12 protein-coding genes, 1 tRNA gene and 1 pseudogene are annotated in these 16,750 nt (G+C 68.2%); 7 read left to right on the top strand and 7 right to left on the bottom strand.

Annotated elements, in window-relative coordinates; translation table 11 throughout:
• Positions 1 to 115: 115 nt before the first annotated feature.
• Positions 116 to 1,420 carry a cation:dicarboxylate symporter family transporter gene (locus NQ036_RS15020; RefSeq protein ID WP_257047739.1) on the bottom strand — a complete coding sequence of 435 codons (1,305 nt, stop codon included), beginning with the start codon at positions 1,418 to 1,420 and terminating at the stop codon, positions 116 to 118.
• Between the two features lie 287 nt (positions 1,421 to 1,707).
• Between NQ036_RS15020 and NQ036_RS15025 the strand changes: the two genes are divergently transcribed.
• Positions 1,708 to 3,168 (top strand): NAD-dependent succinate-semialdehyde dehydrogenase, encoded by a 1,461-nt coding sequence (locus NQ036_RS15025; RefSeq protein ID WP_257059919.1) that lies wholly within the window; start codon positions 1,708 to 1,710, stop codon positions 3,166 to 3,168.
• Between the two features lie 249 nt (positions 3,169 to 3,417).
• On the opposite strand, the gene NQ036_RS15030 is transcribed toward NQ036_RS15025, so the two are convergent.
• The 4 genes from NQ036_RS15030 to galU all read right to left on the bottom strand — a co-directional run bounded on the left by NQ036_RS15030 (position 3,418) and on the right by galU (position 7,579).
• Positions 3,418 to 5,193, bottom strand: coding sequence for a hypothetical protein (locus tag NQ036_RS15030; protein WP_257059921.1), 1,776 nt, complete (start codon positions 5,191 to 5,193; stop codon positions 3,418 to 3,420).
• Positions 5,194 to 5,399: 206 nt separating this feature from the next.
• A complete protein-coding gene (locus tag NQ036_RS15035; protein WP_257047736.1) occupies positions 5,400 to 5,999 on the bottom strand; it encodes a GNAT family N-acetyltransferase in 600 nt (199 codons plus the stop codon).
• A complete protein-coding gene (locus NQ036_RS15040; protein ID WP_257047735.1) occupies positions 5,999 to 6,634 on the bottom strand; it encodes a hypothetical protein in 636 nt (211 codons plus the stop codon). The genes NQ036_RS15035 and NQ036_RS15040 overlap by 1 nt, the downstream gene beginning before the upstream one ends.
• 39 nt (positions 6,635 to 6,673) lie before the next feature.
• The gene (gene galU, locus NQ036_RS15045) at positions 6,674 to 7,579 is read right to left on the bottom strand and encodes a UTP--glucose-1-phosphate uridylyltransferase GalU (RefSeq protein ID WP_257047733.1); all 906 of its coding nucleotides are present in this window, start codon (positions 7,577 to 7,579) and stop codon (positions 6,674 to 6,676) included.
• Positions 7,580 to 7,590: 11 nt separating this feature from the next.
• Here galU and NQ036_RS15050 point away from each other — a divergent pair, with 11 nt between their 5' ends.
• The 4 genes and pseudogenes from NQ036_RS15050 to mscL all read left to right on the top strand — a co-directional run bounded on the left by NQ036_RS15050 (position 7,591) and on the right by mscL (position 9,887).
• Complete coding sequence (locus tag NQ036_RS15050; protein ID WP_257059922.1) at positions 7,591 to 8,238, top strand: 5-formyltetrahydrofolate cyclo-ligase; 648 nt, start codon at positions 7,591 to 7,593, stop codon at positions 8,236 to 8,238.
• Between the two features lie 38 nt (positions 8,239 to 8,276).
• A pseudogene (locus tag NQ036_RS15055) lies at positions 8,277 to 8,480 on the top strand (FmdB family zinc ribbon protein); the annotation flags it as partial.
• 121 nt (positions 8,481 to 8,601) lie between these two features.
• Positions 8,602 to 9,258: an SAF domain-containing protein gene (locus tag NQ036_RS15060; RefSeq protein WP_257059928.1), complete on the top strand. Its 657-nt coding sequence runs from the start codon at positions 8,602 to 8,604 to the stop codon at positions 9,256 to 9,258.
• A 212-nt stretch (positions 9,259 to 9,470) separates the two neighbouring features.
• Positions 9,471 to 9,887, top strand: coding sequence for a large-conductance mechanosensitive channel protein MscL (gene mscL / locus NQ036_RS15065; RefSeq protein ID WP_257047727.1), 417 nt, complete (start codon positions 9,471 to 9,473; stop codon positions 9,885 to 9,887).
• A gap of 145 nt (positions 9,888 to 10,032) precedes the next feature.
• Here mscL and NQ036_RS15070 read toward each other — a convergent pair whose 3' ends face one another.
• Positions 10,033 to 10,242, bottom strand: a complete 210-nt coding sequence (locus NQ036_RS15070; RefSeq protein ID WP_257047726.1) for a hypothetical protein — start codon at positions 10,240 to 10,242, stop codon at positions 10,033 to 10,035.
• Positions 10,229 to 15,187: a DUF4011 domain-containing protein gene (locus tag NQ036_RS15075; RefSeq protein ID WP_257059932.1), complete on the bottom strand. Its 4,959-nt coding sequence runs from the start codon at positions 15,185 to 15,187 to the stop codon at positions 10,229 to 10,231. Before NQ036_RS15075 ends, NQ036_RS15070 begins: the two co-directional genes overlap by 14 nt.
• Before the next feature lie 118 nt (positions 15,188 to 15,305).
• Between NQ036_RS15075 and NQ036_RS15080 the strand changes: the two genes are divergently transcribed.
• Positions 15,306 to 15,378: transfer RNA gene (locus tag NQ036_RS15080), tRNA-Arg, on the top strand.
• Between the two features lie 347 nt (positions 15,379 to 15,725).
• Positions 15,726 to 16,694, top strand: a complete 969-nt coding sequence (locus NQ036_RS15085) for a phosphotriesterase (RefSeq protein ID WP_257059934.1) — start codon at positions 15,726 to 15,728, stop codon at positions 16,692 to 16,694.
• Positions 16,695 to 16,750: the final 56 nt, after the last annotated feature.

Raw genomic sequence — 16,750 nt, forward strand, 5'->3', positions numbered from 1 at the left:
ACGCCCACCTGGTCGCATAAGACCGAGTGCCGTCCCGCGCCAGGATGGTGTCTCAGCGTGGGTATGGTGTCTATGCGCCGGCTTGGTGTCTACGCGCTAACCGGATGCCCGGCGCTCAGTGTTCGTCGACGAAGTTCACCTCGTCGAAGGGATCGCTGCCGTTGAGGACGCGTTGGACCTGCTCCTTGTCGACTTCCTTCGTCCAGGTGCCGACCAGCAGGGTGGCGACGGCGTTGCCGGTGAAGTTGGTCAGGGCGCGGGCTTCTGACATGAACTTGTCGATGCCCACGATCACGCCCATTCCGCCCAGCATCTCCGGCTTGTGGGCGGACAGGCCGGCGGCCAGGGTGGACAGTCCCGCACCGGAGACCCCGGCGGCTCCCTTGGCCGCGATGATCATGACGACCAGCAGGGAGATCTGCTGGCCCAGATTCATCGGATCACCCATCGCATTGGCGACGAACAGCGCCGACATGGTCAGGTAGATCGCGGTGCCGTCAAGGTTGAAGGAGTATCCGGTGGGCACGACGATGCCCACCACGGGCTTGGACACGCCGATGTGCTCCATCTTGGCGATCAGCCGGGGCAGTGCGGATTCGGACGAGGAGGTCGAGAAGATCAACAGGTATTCCTTGCCCAGGTACTTCATGAGTTTGAAGATGTTGAAGCCGGTGAACAACTTGAGCACCAGCCCCAGGATCACGGCGATGAACAGGATGCACGTCAGGTAGAAGGCACCCATCAGGATCGCCAGCGAACCGATGGCGGCCCACCCCGTCTTGCCGACCACCGCAGCGATCGCCCCGAAGGCGCCGAACGGGGCCGTCCACATGATCCATGACATGATCTTCAGAACGACCTTCTGAATGACCTGGACCAGCTCCAACAGCGGCTGCCCCTTCTCCCCCATTCCCTGCAGGGCGAAGCCCACCAGCAGCGCGGTGAACAGGGTCGGCAGCACGGGCACATCGCCGGGGATGATCTCGAAGACCATATCCCAGGCGCCGTGCCCGCCACCGGACTTGCCCGCCTCGTACGCGCTCAGGTGCAGTCCGTCACCGGGATGGATGACATTGCCGACGAACAACCCGATGATCAGGGCCAGGGTCGACATGATGAGGAAGTACACGATCGCCATGATGCCGACTTTGCCGACGGTGCTGGCCTTCGCGATCGCGCCCACGCCGGTGACGATGGTGCAGAAGATGACCGGGGCGATGATCATCTTGATCAGCGCGATGAAGATATCGGCCAGAACCTGCAGTCCGCCGGCGGCGGGGCCGGTCATGAGGCCGACGATGACGCCCAGAACCACGGCGAAGATCACGCCGATGTAGAGCCAGTGGGTCCGGTCCCTGTGTTTCACGGCCGCAGGGGGTGCGGGAGAAGTGGGCGCAGCCGGGGTCGGCGACGATGTCATGGGGATGCTCCTTTGGGCAATAAGCGGGTCCGCGCACGGCGGCGGGACGCATATCGGGGATTGTGTGGGGTAGGGATGTGCGTGCTGGGCCGGGGAAGGCCCACACCTTTCCCATTGAACATCCAGTTCCCTTCCAGGTCAAACCATTTGCACATCGCATACACCCGCGCCCCGTCCCACCAGGTGAACCGTGTCCCTGGGGTGGTCGGGGGTTTCCTACTACACTTGGCCCCAAGGGTGTAACCCTCGCGAGCACCCGCTTATCCCTTAACGAAAGGCACAGCAACATGGACGTGCAAGCCATCATCGACAAGCTCCACACCGGGGTTTACATCAACGGCCAGTGGCGCGATGCCGAGGGCGGCAAGACCATCGACGTCGTCAACCCCGCCACCGGTGAGGTCCTCACCCAGATCGCCGATGCATCCGAGGCCGATGCGCTCGAGGCGATCAGGGTCGCAGGCGAGACGCAGAAGTCCTGGGCCCGGGTCCCCGCCCGCGAACGCGGTGAGATCCTGCGCCGCGCCTTCGAACTGCTGGGCGAGCGCAAGAACGAGATCGCAGCGGTGATGACCGCGGAGATGGGCAAGCCCTTCTCCGAGGCCCTGGGCGAGGTCAGCTACGGCGGCGAGTTCTTCCGCTGGTTCTCCGAAGAGGCCGTCCGCGTCAAGGGCGAGTTCATGAACTCCACCGATGGCAACACCCGCATCATGGTCTCGAAGGAACCGGTGGGTCCCGCCATCCTCGTCACCCCCTGGAACTTCCCCCTGGCCATGGGCACTCGCAAGATCGGCCCGGCCATCGCCGCCGGCTGCACCATGGTGCTCAAGCCCGCCAAGCTGACGCCGCTGACCTCCTTCTTCCTCACGGAGATCCTGGAGGAAGCCGGTCTGCCCGCCGGTGTGCTCAACGTCGTCACCTCCAACTCCGCGCGCCGCGTGGTCACTCCCTGGATGGAGTCGGGCATCGCCCGCAAGATCACCTTCACCGGTTCGACCGAGGTGGGTGTGGGCCTGCTCGAGCAGGCCGCCAAGGGCGTTATGAAGACGTCCATGGAACTGGGCGGCAACGCCCCGTTCGTCGTCTGCGAGGATGCCGACGTCGACAAGGCCGTCGAGGGCGCAATGCTGGCCAAGATGCGCAATATCGGCGAGGCCTGCACGGCCGCCAACCGCTTCTTCGTCCACCGTGCGGTGGCCGAGGAGTTCACCCAGAAGCTGGCCGCGCGGATGTCGGCGATGACCGTGGGCAACGGTCTGGAAGACGGCATCGAGGTCGGCCCGCTGGTCGAGGAGGCCGCGCGCGACAAGGTCGCCGGCCTGGTCGACGAGGCCGTGGCCGCCGGCGCGACGGTGGTCACCGGTGGGGCGAAGGTCGCGGGCGCCGGCTTCTTCTACGCGCCGACCGTCGTCACCGACATCCCTGAGCACGTTGCCCTGCGCAGCGAGGAGATCTTCGGCCCGGTCGCCCCGATCATCGTCTTCGACACCGATGACGAGGCCATCGAGAAGGCCAATGAGACCGATTTCGGCCTGGCGGGTTACCTGTTCACGGAGAATCTGCAGCGCGGCCTGGACCTCTCGGAGCGTCTGGAATGCGGCATGATCGGCCTGAACACCGGTCTGGTGTCGAACCCGGCTGCGCCCTTCGGTGGCGTCAAGCAGTCCGGTCTGGGCCGTGAGGGCGGTTCGGTCGGCATCGACGAGTTCCTCGAGACCAAGTACACCGCGGTCCCCCGCTTCGCCTGAGCCGATGCCGCCGGGTGGCGCACCGCCGCCCGGCGGCCCTGCTCACCCCCGGGCGCCGAGCCGGCCCCCTCGAGTGGCCCAAGGCCCGCCCACCGGCACCGAATAGACGAGGGCCCCGATCCTGCTCAGGATCGGGGCCTTCGTCATGGGTTCTGCCCTATGCTCCGCCGTTCAAAGCCTCCGCCGTTCAAAGCCGCTGGGCCCGGTCGAACTCACGCCGGGCGCCGGCTACCGGGCATCACCGCCCGCTCAGGCGCGGCGGCGGGCCAGCACGTCGTCCAGCGAGCCCAAGCCGGAAGTCCCGGTCGCCGGCAGTTCGACGGCGGCACTGGAGCGCTTCGACTCCCCGCCGCGGATGGCCGCGCGGCCATGGGCCAGGGGCCCGTCCTCGCGGCTCGCATCAGTCAGTTCCGCACGCTCACCGACTTCGGCGACGAAGGACTCCGCCGCGGCATCACGATGACCGCCGGCGTAGGAGGCGGCATCCGCCTGGCGGGCGGCCGAGGCCACACGCGGCACCTCGGGGGCGTTGACATAGGTGGGAACGGGCACGCCGGCCGGTTTCCACGCCGAGCCCAGGTGCAGTTCGGGCGCGGCAGGGGCGGGAGCCGCTTCCGGCTCATCCGGCGCCGCGGGCGCGGCCGGCTTGGAGCCCTGCGCCGCGGCGGGGCTCGCCTTTCCGGGGGCTGCGGACCCACGGCGCATGATGACGTTCGTGTCCTCTTCATCGTGGCCGATGACCACCGGCGCAGGCACCCGGTCCGGCCGCTGCGGAACGGTCGGGGCGGGGCCGGCAGTGCCGGACGTCTCCTCCGGGCGCGGGGCCTGCGCTGCGGCGGTCTGAGCGGCCCTGGCGAGACGCGCCTGACGGACCGCTGCCGCCTGCGAGGCCTGCGCCGGGGTGCGCACTCCGGCGGCGGCCCGGGAGCGCGGCTTCGATTCGGGAGCGGCGGCAGGCCGGTCCTGGGCCCTGCGACGTACCCTCTCCTGCCCAGCCGAGCGAGTGCTTTCGTCTGCCGGGGCAGGGCGCTGCGATCCGGTGGACCGGCCCGCGGCGTTCCGCTGCGCGGCAGGATGCTCAACCACGGGACGCTCGGCGGGCCGCTCGCTCATGGCGGGGGCCTCGTCGGCGGTGAAATTCAGGAAGACGACGACCAACAGGCTGCTCAGGCTCAGAGCCGCCGAGAGCACTGGCACGGCCAGCAGCAGCGAGGTGAAGATGCTCAGCACCGCCGTGACCAGGGCGACCAGGCCGAATACGGCGAAGGACAACCCGAACATGCGCTTGAGTCCCGCCGCCCGTGGGGTGGCGGTCGATCGGGCCGGAACGGCGGTCGAGTCCACCCGGGGGGTGGACGTCCGGGTGGTGGGCCGGTGGGCCGGACCATGGGTCACGTGCGTACCGGGACGGTGCTGCGCATTGTGCATAGTCATATCCAAACCTGCAGTGGTCGACGATGTGGGTCCGAGAGTGCTGCCGATGGAGCCGTGATCATCCATCCTGTCATGAACTCTGATATCTGACGACCCCACGATGTGCAATCCGGTGGGCGTCCCGGCCGACTCGCCGGGTCCGGACTGGGTTTCCAATATGATGGGAGCCCCCTGCCCCACCGCCATCGGCAGCACCTGTTCCTCCGGCTGTTCGACGCCCTGTTCGACACCGCGTTCGGCGCCGTCCTGTTCGAGTCCGCCGGACACACCGGCGCCGCGCACCAGGTCGCCCTCGACCACGCGCAGACGGGGCGTCTGCGGGCCCAGGATGAGATGGGCCGCCGGGGCGGACTCCGCCGTCCCTGACAGGGGTAGCGACGGTCGGGCCGTCGGGGTGAGTATCCCCGGCAGGGAGCCTGCCGCACCGCAGTCGGCGCGCACGTCCACGTCCGCTGTCACGGGAAGGGCGGTCTCCGGCAGCGTGTCGCGCTGGGACTCCTGGGCCGTAGTATCCCCACGGCGAGCCAGAAGGGGCAGGGCGAACACGAACAACACGGTGACGATGACTGCGATCGCGATGTTGGTATCCACATACTCACCCTAGGGTGAGTAACCGTCCGGGGAGAGGATAAAACCTGGCGTGTCCGCGAACACGCAAGAATTCCTAGGACTCTCACATGTGTAGGCCCACATTCGCAGGCATACCGGTAATCGGAATCACACCCGGTGTGCGCCACCGGGGATCCGGGGCCCGCCCGGGCACCGGCCCTCTGTGGACCTGAGCACCGCGCCGACCGCTAGCCGCCCGCGCGCCCCGCACGCCGGTAGGCGGTCAGCAGCCCCTCGGGCACATCCGTGGCCAAGAGCGCGAAACTCAGGTGATCGGCCCACTGCCCGTCGATGTGCATATAGCCGCGGCGCAGGCCCTCGTAGACGAATCCCAGTTTCTCCACGACTCGCAGACTCGCCGCGTTCTCCGGTCGGATGTTGATCTCCATCCGGTGCAGCCCCAGTGTGAGGAAGCAGTAGTCACAGGCCAGTGCCACGGCCCGCGGGGTCAGACCCCGGCCCGCGACCCGGCGGTCGATCCAATAGCCCAGGCTCGCTCCGCAGATCGAACCCCACTGCAGACCCGACACCGTCAGCTGACCGCGGAAGTGCCCGTCGACGCTCAGGGCGAATGGCAGGAAATCACCGGACCGGGCCGCGCGGGTCAGTCCGCTGCGCACCCGCTTGAAGTCGGTCTCCACCTTCTGCCCGTTCGGATAGCTCGCCTCCCAGGGGCGCAACCAGTCACGGTTGTGCGCTCTGACCTCGGCGTAGGCACGGGCATCGGAGCGGGCCAGGGGACGCAGCTCGAGTTCGCCATCGCTCAGCCGCACCGGCCACTGTCCCATCAGGCGCTCCCCAGGGGTGTGTCGGGGTCATCGTCCGGACCCGCGCCGGGGGCCCGGCTGGAATCGGGCCGCGGGCGCGTCGGCAGGTGCAGGATCTTGGCCTCGCGCTGAGCGCCGCGCAGGGGGATGGGGTCCTCGGCCAGGCCCGGCGAATCGGGCAGGAAGAAATCGGAGTCGGTGGGCTGGACGCCATAGGACACCTCGATCAGCAGTGGCAGGACTTCGTGGAGCGAATCGAAGATCGCCCCGGTGTCAGCGGGCAGGACCAGCACCAGGGTCGTCCCGATCCAACCGGCTGCGCAGTCCTCGAACATCGCCCGCCCATAGCCGGAGGCGTACTGGATGGAACGGACCAATTCGCTCAGTCCCGGCAGCGGGTGCTCGAGCACCCGCCGGATCCGGGCCGACGCGTCGTTGCCGCGACCCGGGCTGAGCCGGGCCACGACCACCACCACATCGACACCACCCGCATTGCCCGTGCACAATCCGGCCAGTTCCGACACCGGCGCCGCAGCACGGCGGACCGTGAAGTCGTGGCCGGCCAGCACATCGCCTGCCACACTCATCACCTGGGGCGGCGTCGTTGTGTCCGCGACCACCAACAGGGCGCTGTAGAGCCGGTCATGGCTGGTCATCGTCCGCCTTCGGTGGTGCTCATCGGGTGTGGTGGGGTCTCAGTCGAGGCCCGCGACGTAGTCCCGCAACCAGGCATTGAGCTCCTCGCCCAGGTCATCGCGGCTGCCGGCAATTGTGACGACGGCCTTGAGATAGCTGAGCTTGTCCCCCGTATCGTAGCGCAGGCCATCGAACACGACGCCGTAGACGCCACCCGAGGCATCGTCCTGGGCCAGGGTCTGCAGCGCATCGGTCAGCTGGATTTCATTGCCGCGGCCGGGCTGGGTCTCCTTGAGGACGTCGAAGATCTCCGGGGCCAGCACGTACCGGCCGATGATCGCATAGTTCGAGGGTGCCTCGGCGGCGTCGGGCTTCTCCACCAGACCGGTGATGCGCACCGCCCCGTCGACGTCCTCGCAGGGTTCGACCGCTGCGCAGCCGTACAGGTGGATCTGGTCGGCGGGGACCTCCATGAGCGCCACGACGCAACCGCCGGTGGCCTCCTGGACCCGGATCATCTCGGGCAGGATGGGATTGCGCTCGTCGATCAGGTCGTCACCGAGCAGCACGGCGAAGGGATTGTCACCCACGTGCAGTTCGCCCTTGAGGACCGCGTGGCCCAGGCCCAACGGCTCACCCTGGCGCACATAGTGGATGTCGGCCAGTTCCGAGGAGTACTCGACCAGCTCCAGCTTCTTCTCATCGCCCTTGGCCTTCAGCGCCGCCTCGAGCCCGTCGACGTGGTCGAAGTGGTCCTCCAGCGGCCGCTTATTGCGCCCGGTGATCATCAGGACGTCCTCGAGCCCGGCGTGCACGGCCTCTTCCACGACGTACTGGATGGCCGGCTTGTCGACCACCGGCAGCATTTCCTTCGGGGTGGCCTTCGTTGCGGGCAGGAAGCGGGTGCCCAGGCCGGCCACGGGGATGACGGCCTTCTTCACACGCTTGACTTTCTGTTCACTCATAGGATCATTCTATGCTGGTGTTCATGTCCCCCACCCAATCCGCAGATGAGCCCCGGCTTAGAAAGCCGGAATTGCGCGCCGCCGTCCGCGCGGCCAGGGCCACCCGCCGTAAGCGCTCGCAGGACCCCGTGCTCACCCTGCCGGCCGGCTGGGATCCGGCCCGGTTCCACACCGTGGTGGGGTATGCGGCGCTGCCGGGCGAACCGGATGTCGATGGCCTGCTGCAGCAGATGCACGACGCCGGAGCCGAGGTCTGGCTGCCGGTCACCACACCTCATTGCCCCCTGGCCTTCGCCCGGGTCACGGGGCCCCTGTCCGAAATCCCCGCCACCGGGCCGTGGGGTATCCGCGAACCCGCCGGCCCGCGGGTCGGTGCTCCCGAGCTGCGGCTGGGCGGCGACGGCACGGGGCGCGAAGCCCTGGTCCTGGTGCCCGGTCTGGGCTTCGACCGGACAGGTGCCAGACTGGGGCAGGGGGCGGGGTTCTACGACCGCACTTTCGGCCCGCAGGGGCTGCGCCCGCTGACCGGGACGGAGGGCACCCAGGTGGTGGGCGTGTGCTTCGCCGCCGAGTTGGGGGTTCCCGTGGACGCCCGGCCCTGGGACCTGCGGGTGCCGGCGGTGCTCACGGAGTCGGGTCAGCACAACACCGACTCCTGACGACGACTATAATTCCTAAGGTCTTAAGAAAGGTCGCCATGCCCACGTACTCCTATAGCTGCAAGAACTGCAGACACGCATTCGACATCCACCAGGAATTCTCGGATGCGACTCTGACCGAATGCCCCGAGTGCGGCGGCCGGCTCCGGAAGAACTTCGGCACGGTGGGTGTGACGTTCAAGGGCTCCGGCTTCTACCGGACCGATTCCGCTTCGAGCCCTTCCGCCGCGGGCTCCTCCTCGAACGACTGACGGTAGGCCTGCGGCCGACCGAAGGTCACAGGGGCCGTCTATCGTCGCGGTTTATCCACAGGTTCACCCGTAGGGCTGTTTTCGGGCACCACAGTGCCCGCAGACTGCCGATATGAGACTCTTCGGCCCCGTCCAGTCATCCGCCCGCTCGGCTCGGGTGCCCATCCACGCAGGCCTGCTCCAGGCGATCCGCGATCACCGCAGGCTCACAGCCGGCGTGGCCATCGGCCTGGCGGTCACCCTGCTGGCCTGGGCCCTGGTGCCCCGTGACACCACCGGCGCACCCGTCGTTGTCGCAGCCAGGGACATCGCTGCCGGCGCGACACTGTCCGCAGCGGACCTGCGGCTGGCCCGACTGCCGGACGAGGCCCTCCCCCACGAGCACTTCACCGATCCGACCCAGCTGGAGGGCAGGGTGGCCGCACAGAACCTGCCAGGGGCATTGGTGCTGACGCCGGGGGCGGTCGCGGCCCCTGGCAGCGGACACCCGCAGAAGGACCATGTCCTGGTCCCCGTGGGGATCGCGGACGAGGCCTACGCCTCCGTCCTGCAGCCGGGCCACCGGGTCCGCGTGTACGCCACGGCGGACACGGGCGAATCGCGCGATTCCACCCTTGTCCCCGAGGCCCTGGTCACCGCGGTGCAAAAGCGCGGCAATGGGGCACTCGGTGGGACGACCACGGTCATCACCCTGTCCGTCCCGCAGGATCGGGCCGGCGGGCTGGCGGCACTGTCCGGTGCCGGCATCGGCTTCGCTCTGTTGAACTGAAGCGGCGTCCCGGTATTGCCACCGGAGCACAGCCTGCTCCGACAGCGCACAGGGGCGAACCGGTCTGTGCTGCGTGCACGGTGCCATACATCACTACTCCGCCGTGAAATCGACCGCCCCAATTACCCCAGGGTGGCGGCTTTCTCCACTACATTGGGTGAGGTACCGGCTGGCAGATCAGCCAAGCGCACCGTCAATCGAAGGGAACCCGTATGTTCAAGGGATTCAAGGAGTTCATCCTCCGCGGCAATGTCATCGAACTGGCCGTCGGTGTCATCATCGGCGGTGCGTTCACCGCGATCGTCACCGCCATCACGGACAAGATCATCAACCCGCTGATCGCCGCGATCGGCAGCCCCGACATGGGCGGCCTGGGCTTCCACGTCAGGCCCGGAGTCGACGCCACCTTCCTGGACTTCGGCGCCGTGATCACCGCGGCCCTGAACTTCCTCATCATCGCCGCCGTGGTCTACTTCGTCATCGTCATGCCGATGAACAAGCTGGCCAATATGCGCAAGCGCGGCACTGTGGACGAGGAAGAGGTCCCGCCGACCAGCGAGGAACTGCTGGCCGAGATCCGCGACCTGCTGGCGGCCAACGCCAAGTCGAACAACGATCCGCAGCACTGATCCGGCACCGGGCCGGGCACAGGACGGGCGCAGGGCCCGAAGCCCCCGGCACTGACAGTGGGCCGTGTGGACTTCCCGTTATCGGGATAGTCCACACGGCCCACCGTCGTCTTCACACTCAAACGTCGCCCGCGTACCGGGTACCTCACCCCCAGTGTGGGGGCCGCTGAGCCCGCAGCCAGGCGGCCTTCCGCTGCCAGTCCGAGGCCTCGGCCCCGGCCGAATCGTGCTCGCCGGGCGCCTCGTTGCGCAGTGTGCGCCGATAGGCCTCCTTCGCCGCCTGCAGGGCGGCGGCCCTGCGCACGGCCTCCTCCTCGGACTCGGGTGATTCCCCGGAGTGCTCAGGCCCTGTCATCGCCCTCGTCTCGTTCCTCCGGGCGCAGCCCCGCGTCGATCAGGTGCTCCTCGCGCAACAGCGAGGTGTCGTAGCTGGGCATCACGGCCGCCTGGCTCGGCGCTGCGGCCCCCTCGTCCTTTGGATCCGGGTTGTCCGCCGGGCGACCCGGCTGCCGGTCCGAGTCCCCGGCGGGGGTCCGGGCCACGGATCCCTCCGACTCATCGGTCCCGGCGTCCGGCCGCGGGGCGGCGACCGGGGCGAAGCCCTCTTCCCTCCGGTCGGAGACCCGGCGGCGGTAGCGGCCCACGGCCTCGGTCAGGGAATCGCTGAGTTCCACCGCGCGGGGCTTGAGGGCCAGGGCCTGGCGCAGCTGTTCGATGAGTTCGGCATCCGTCCGGTACACGCCATCGGACTGGATCCAGTCGACCATCGCGTCGAGTGCCGCCACCGAATACGCGTGCACGGGCAGCCCCGGTGAAACCTTGGGCCGTGAACCCTGCCGTGAGACCACGACCGCCGCCGCACGCGCGGCGTCGAGCACCGACTGGGGCGAAAGCTCCTCGACCTGCTGCTGCCAAAGGCGCAGCAGCCCATTGGCCTGTTCCTGCGGATCGACGAAGGCCGCCGCCGACCACAGGCGGCGATAGGTCCAGCCCCGGGCCTCCAGAGCCTCGGCGCGCAGCCTCTCGCGTTCCCTGATACTGCCGGTCAGAGCGTAGCGGGGGCCGTCCGATTCGATCGCCATGACCATTCCGGTCTCCGCGGGGGCGGGCTGTTGCGCATTGCCCAGTGGCAGGGCCAGGTCGATCCCGGCGAAGCGCTCCACCGGGGCCAGGCCCCGTTTGCGCAGCCGCCAGGCGATATCGGCCACTAGCGGGTCGTCGCCCACTCCGGCCGCGGCGGCCCTGGCCCTGGCCTCCAGGCGCGAGCCCATGGACACACCGCGCAGGAAGTCCGGCAACAGGGCGGCACCGCCCTTGAGCCTGGTCGGTTCGAAGTCCGCCGGATCGAAGCAGCTGACGACGCTGAGCCGACGCCTGGCCCTGGTCGCCACGGCCGCCAGCAGGCGCTCCCCACCGGGTTCGCCCAGGGCACCGAAGTTGTAGATGACTCGGCCCTGCAGGGTCCGGCCGTAACCCAGCGAGAAGATGACGGCATCGCGGACGATCCCCTGCACCCGTGCGGCATCCGTGACGACGAACGGCTCCTTGGCCCCCGTCGACGAATCCCCGCTGGAGGAGAAGAAGGACGCCACATACGGATAGGTGCGAATTGCCTGTTGGATCGCGGTGGCCACCCGCTGGGCGTGCCACGGCGTCAGCGCAACCACCGCAAGGGACTCCCGCGAACGGGTCCGGGCGTGGCGCAGCACCAGGTCGACGACGCGCTGGACTTCGACTTCCAGGCTCTCCACCTGACCGGTCGCGGTGTCCGGGCTGCCCAGTCCGTCGGGCACATAGGCCAGTTCCAGGCCGGGTCCGTCGTTCGTCCTGGCGCTCGGCAGGGCGCGCAGCATCCCATCGTAGAACAGCCCCGAGAGCATCCGCGACAGCCCCAGGGGCGATTCGCGGTGCGTCGTGTGCAGCTGGTACTGCGGCAGGAAGTCCGCCAGGGCGGAGAATACACTGTCGACCTGGTCCTCGGGGCCGGGAGTGCGCCGGTCCACGGACACGCTGAACTCACGCGGACCCAGCAGGCGCTCATCGCCGAGCGCGATGACCTGTTTGGCCCGAGTGATCGCCGGAGCCGCCTCCACAACCGACAACATCGCGGCGTCGGCCAGAATCACTGTGTCGAACAGCGGCACATCGCCGAAGTTCTGCGGCACCTGATAGGGGCTCATCATCCAGATCGGGGCCAGGGCCCCCACCACGTCGGGGGCCTTCTCCGTCATCCGGTCCAGGTGCAGGTAGTCCCCGCGCAATTCGGAGCGGACCACCTCCGCCTGGTCCTTGTGAGTCTGAATGGCCCGCTTCCAGGCCTGTGCGTGGGCGTACCGCAGACGCTGGGCACCGGCCGCCACGAACGCGGAATCGCACCGCCGGTAGTCCGCCACGATCCGGTCGAGCTCGGCTGCGGACAAGCCGGTGATCTGTGCGTCTTCGGTGGCCATCTGCTGGAGCACCGTCGCCCAATAGGCCAGGTCGAACTCGTCGCCGACCATCGCGTGGCGCACCCGGCGTCCGCGCAAATCGTCCAACAGATCGCCCAGCCCGCCTGCGCGCAGCCGCACCTCGAGCTCGGTGCGCGCCGGCAGCTCCGCCAGCGATTCGCGGTCGTCGGCCATCGCCTCGAGCCGGGCCTGCAGTTCCTCGACCAGCATCCCGGCCAGGTCGCCGCCATCCGGGGTATCGACCAGCACTGGCATCAGGCGGTCCAGATCGGCGGCCAGTTCCTCGTACACCGCCCTGGCCGAGTCCAGGCCAGGCGGAACGACCGGCAGTTTCGCTCCCTGATGGTCCTTGCGGAAGTAGGAGAACTCGTTGAACCGCTCGCGCTCATCGCGGACCTCGAGCAGGGCCGCATGCAAGTCCTCGACCGTCAGACCGGAGCGGACGAACTCGCGGGCCTCCCGCTTGATCCGCCCGCGTTCGAACATCCCCAGATTCAGGCCGCGTTCCCTACGGTACTCGGAGCTGCCGGTTGCCCCGATGAACAGGTCCAGATCAGCTTCGTAGATATCGGGGGCGAAGCGCTCCAAAGTCTTCTCGATATCGCCCAGCAGACGCAGGCACTGGCCCCAGTCCCCCACCGTACGCGGCGGGTTGAGATGGGCAGCGCGCAGCACCGGTTCTGCCTCCGCGATCAGCTTCGGCAGCCTGCCCGCAGCGGATTCCGCAACCTGGCGCGCGTCCTCGGCCTGTTCATTGGTATCGAGTTTCGCCCCGAACCACACGGTGTCCTCGACGTCGAGGGTGAAGGCGCCCAGGTTCGAGAACTCCAGCAGGGTCTCGCGCAGGACCTCGCGGGCCGCGGGCGTCGCATCCATCACCTCGGGTCCGAAACGGACCGCGGTCTGGGGACCGGGGTCGCGTCCGGTCAGCCGCGCCAGATGCTCCATGGTCGAATGGACCGAGGTCCGCCACGGCTTGCGCTCCCGGTGCAGCGCCTGAGTATGGTCGCGCAGACGACCGCGCAGCTCAGTGAGTTCCTCGACCAGCTTCGCCAGATCCGGCTTCTGCGCGCGCTCAGCATCGACGATGAGGGAGACCAGCCGCTTGCGCATCCCACTGTCCCCGGCGCGCCCGTCGACCAGCAGATTGGGCAGGCCCGCCGCCGCCAGCCGCCCGGCGAAGGCGTCGAGCGCATCCGAGCTGGCCGCGACGTACAGGACGTTCTTGCCCTGGTGGGCCAGCGAGGTCGCAGTCGCCACCGCCACCTGGGTGGCACCCGAGCCGGCCGGGGTGTGAACGACGAAGCTGCCGCCGCCCAGGGCCGCATCGACCACCGCCTGCTGATCGCCGTCGACGTCGAGCACGAGGAACTCATCTGCCGGATCGCGGTCGGGCAGTGGTGTGGGCGCCTTGGCAACGTGGCGGGTGCGCCGGACGGGGCCCTTGCGCCGCCTCCTGCCGCGCGGGTTCTCCACCGTCAGGCGGCGCTTGCGCGCCCGCCCTGCCTCGCCGCGCGCAGTCCGCTGCGGGGCCGGGGAGCCGGCTGGCTCCGCAGCTTCGGCATCACCGGCCGCGGACTCCGCCTTGCCGGTGGCCTGGCTGGCCGCCGCACTCTGCCAAGGCTGGGGCTTGACGCCGTTCTCGTTATCCGAGGCCGCGGACCGGTCGGAATCGGCAGTCGTGCCCGCTGAGTCCTGCGCCGGGGTTTCGGACGTCGCTGTGTTGCCGGCCGGGGCATCGGAGGCGCCGGACTGTGCCTGCCCAGCAGAATCCTGTTCCGCCGGTCCCTGCACGGTAGGGGCCACGTCGGTTTCGGCCGCACCGGCGGTCTCATCATCCCCCTCGGCCGATTCCCGCGCCTCCGACTCCTCGGAGTCCTCGCCCCAGTCGGCCTGGGAGGCGAAGAAGTCCTCGTCGTAGTAGTCCTCGTCATCGTCGAAGAAATCGTCGTCGTCATCGCTGAAGTCGATCGCCACGAGCCCGGCCGGCCCGAAATCGTTGACCGGATCGTCTTCCGGAATGACCTCGTCATAACCGTCGGAGACCCCGGCGCTGAGCGTTACGGCCGCTGACTCGTGAGGGCCGGGGGCTCCCGGATCCGCCGCCCGGGCGTGCTGCACCAGTGCCTTCCTGGCCTCGACATCGCCGGCCAGGGCGCGCAACAGCGGATTGCCCTCGGCATCGGCGCCGCCCGTGAAGGTGGCGGCGATGTTCGCGAATGTCGAGATGACCAGCCGATGGTTGACCAGCAGACCGGGCACGGCCTTGGTCGCGGTCCGCAGGCGATCGATCACCGGCTGGGGATCGAATCCGTGGCCGCGTTCGCGGGTCGCGTCGATCCATGAATCGGCATCGATGAACACCCCGTGCTCGATCTCCAGGATCGCGCGCAGGGCGGGATTGATCGTGATGTCGTCGGACAGCACGATCTCGTAGTCCTCGATTTTGGATCCGCGCGGGACCAATTGCACATGGCGCAACAGGATCGGGGCGTTGAACTCGTGGCGCAGGGTGCCCTCGCGCTTGGTCCAGGAGGCGAAGCCGATGGCCAGTTGGGCGACCGCGATTCCGCGCTCATAGCCCAGTTGTTCGTCCTTCTGCCGGATCGAGCGCGCCCGGCGCCTGGCATCGGCGAGCTGCTCGGCATCGCGAATCAGGCTGGACAGGCGCGTGGGCCGACCGGCCAACAGTTGCGCCATGCCGGAGGGGTGCGCGCCGGTGAGCTCGATGAGGCCATCCCGCGAATCGCGGAAGTGCAGCATCGTGTCGCGACCACCCAGCTTGGCGGCCTGTTCCTGCCAATTGGCGAACGCGGCTTCGACGGAGTTCGGCTCAGTAAGTCTAGACACGTAGTCCAGGGTACTTGCATTACCTCCTCACGCTCCAAAGGCACACCGGATGAAGGTGTGTTTCAGAAGCTGATAGAGTAGATTCGGTACTTCACCGGGAAGCCGGTGGATCACTGTCGCCCCCGTAGCTCAGGGGATAGAGCACCGCTCTCCTAAAGCGGGTGTCGTTGGTTCGAATCCAATCGGGGGCACAACCCATCATCGGGTAATGCACGCTCCGCGGAACAGCACTCCGGCCGCAACCGGCCGGATGTTCCCGGGGCGTGTTTGTACGTATGCGCGCCGGCCCCGGAGCGGCGATCGTGGACATCGCCTCGGGCATGGCGCCGGCCCGCCACAAACTCTCGCGCAGCGCGGCCGGTCTGGCGCTCTGGACGGTTTCCCGCGCACACCGCCTTCGACACTGCGGGCCCGTCCTCACCATTGCGGGCGAGGGCGGGCCCGGCTACGCTCGAACCCAGCATCCGTAGGCATTCCACCGGGACCACCGGCGACCTGCGGGGGCAGTCGAAACCTCCAATGACGAAGGGCAAGGACTTTGAGCACAGTCAACACCGTGATGGGGCCGGTCGAACCGGCGGACCTGGGCACCACGCTGATGCACGAACACGTATTCGTGCTGACCGATGAAGTGCAGAACAACTATCAGACGGACTGGGGGTCGGAACCCCAGCGGATCGCCGAGGCCGTGACCGAACTCCAGCGGGCCTATGACGCAGGCGTGCGCACGATCGTCGATCCGACCGTGGTCGGACTGGGCCGCTATATCCCGCGGATCCAGGAGATCGCCCGACAGGTGCCCCTGCAGATCGTCGTGGCCACAGGTGTCTACACCTACGCCAACGTGCCCAATTACTTCATGCACCGGCCGCCCCAGCGCAACGCCCCGCAGACCGATCCGATGGTCGAGATGTTCATCGGCGATATCCGCGAGGGCATCAACGGCACCGGGGTGAAGGCCGGCATGCTCAAATGCGCAATCGACCGCCAGGGGCTGACCCGCGGTGTCGAACGGGTGATGCGGGCCGTGGCCCAGACCCATCTGGCCACGGACGTGCCGATCACGGTCCACACCCACCCCGGTTCGCAGACTGGCCTGCACGTCAAGCGGGTGATGGTCGATGAGGAGGGTGTCGACCCATCCCGCATCGTGCTGGGCCACAGTGGGGATTCAACCGATTGCGATCACCTGTCGGCTCTGGCCGATATGGGGTTCACCCTGGGCATGGACCGCTTCGGCATCAATAGGGAGACGACCTTCGAGGCCCGCGCTGACACCCTGGTCGAAATGGTCCGCCGGGGTTATGCCGATCGGATGGTCCTCTCGCAGGACGCCTCGTGCTACATCGACTGGATGGATCCGGCGACCCGCGCGCAGATGACCCAGTGGCACTTCACCCACGTTTTCGACGATGTCATCCCCTACGCCCTGGAGCACGGAGTCGAACAGTCGGCCGTCGACACCATGCTCGTCGCTGTGCCCCGCCGGGTACTGGCCGGCGACTGACCGGCCGGTCCCAACCGGAAACGACCGGGGCCGGGGTCCCGCCACAGTGGCGGGAC

Origin of the sequence: Brevibacterium sp. 91QC2O2, from assembly GCF_024580695.1 — a bacterium.
Classification (GTDB): Bacteria; Actinomycetota; Actinomycetes; order Actinomycetales; family Brevibacteriaceae; genus Brevibacterium; species Brevibacterium moorei.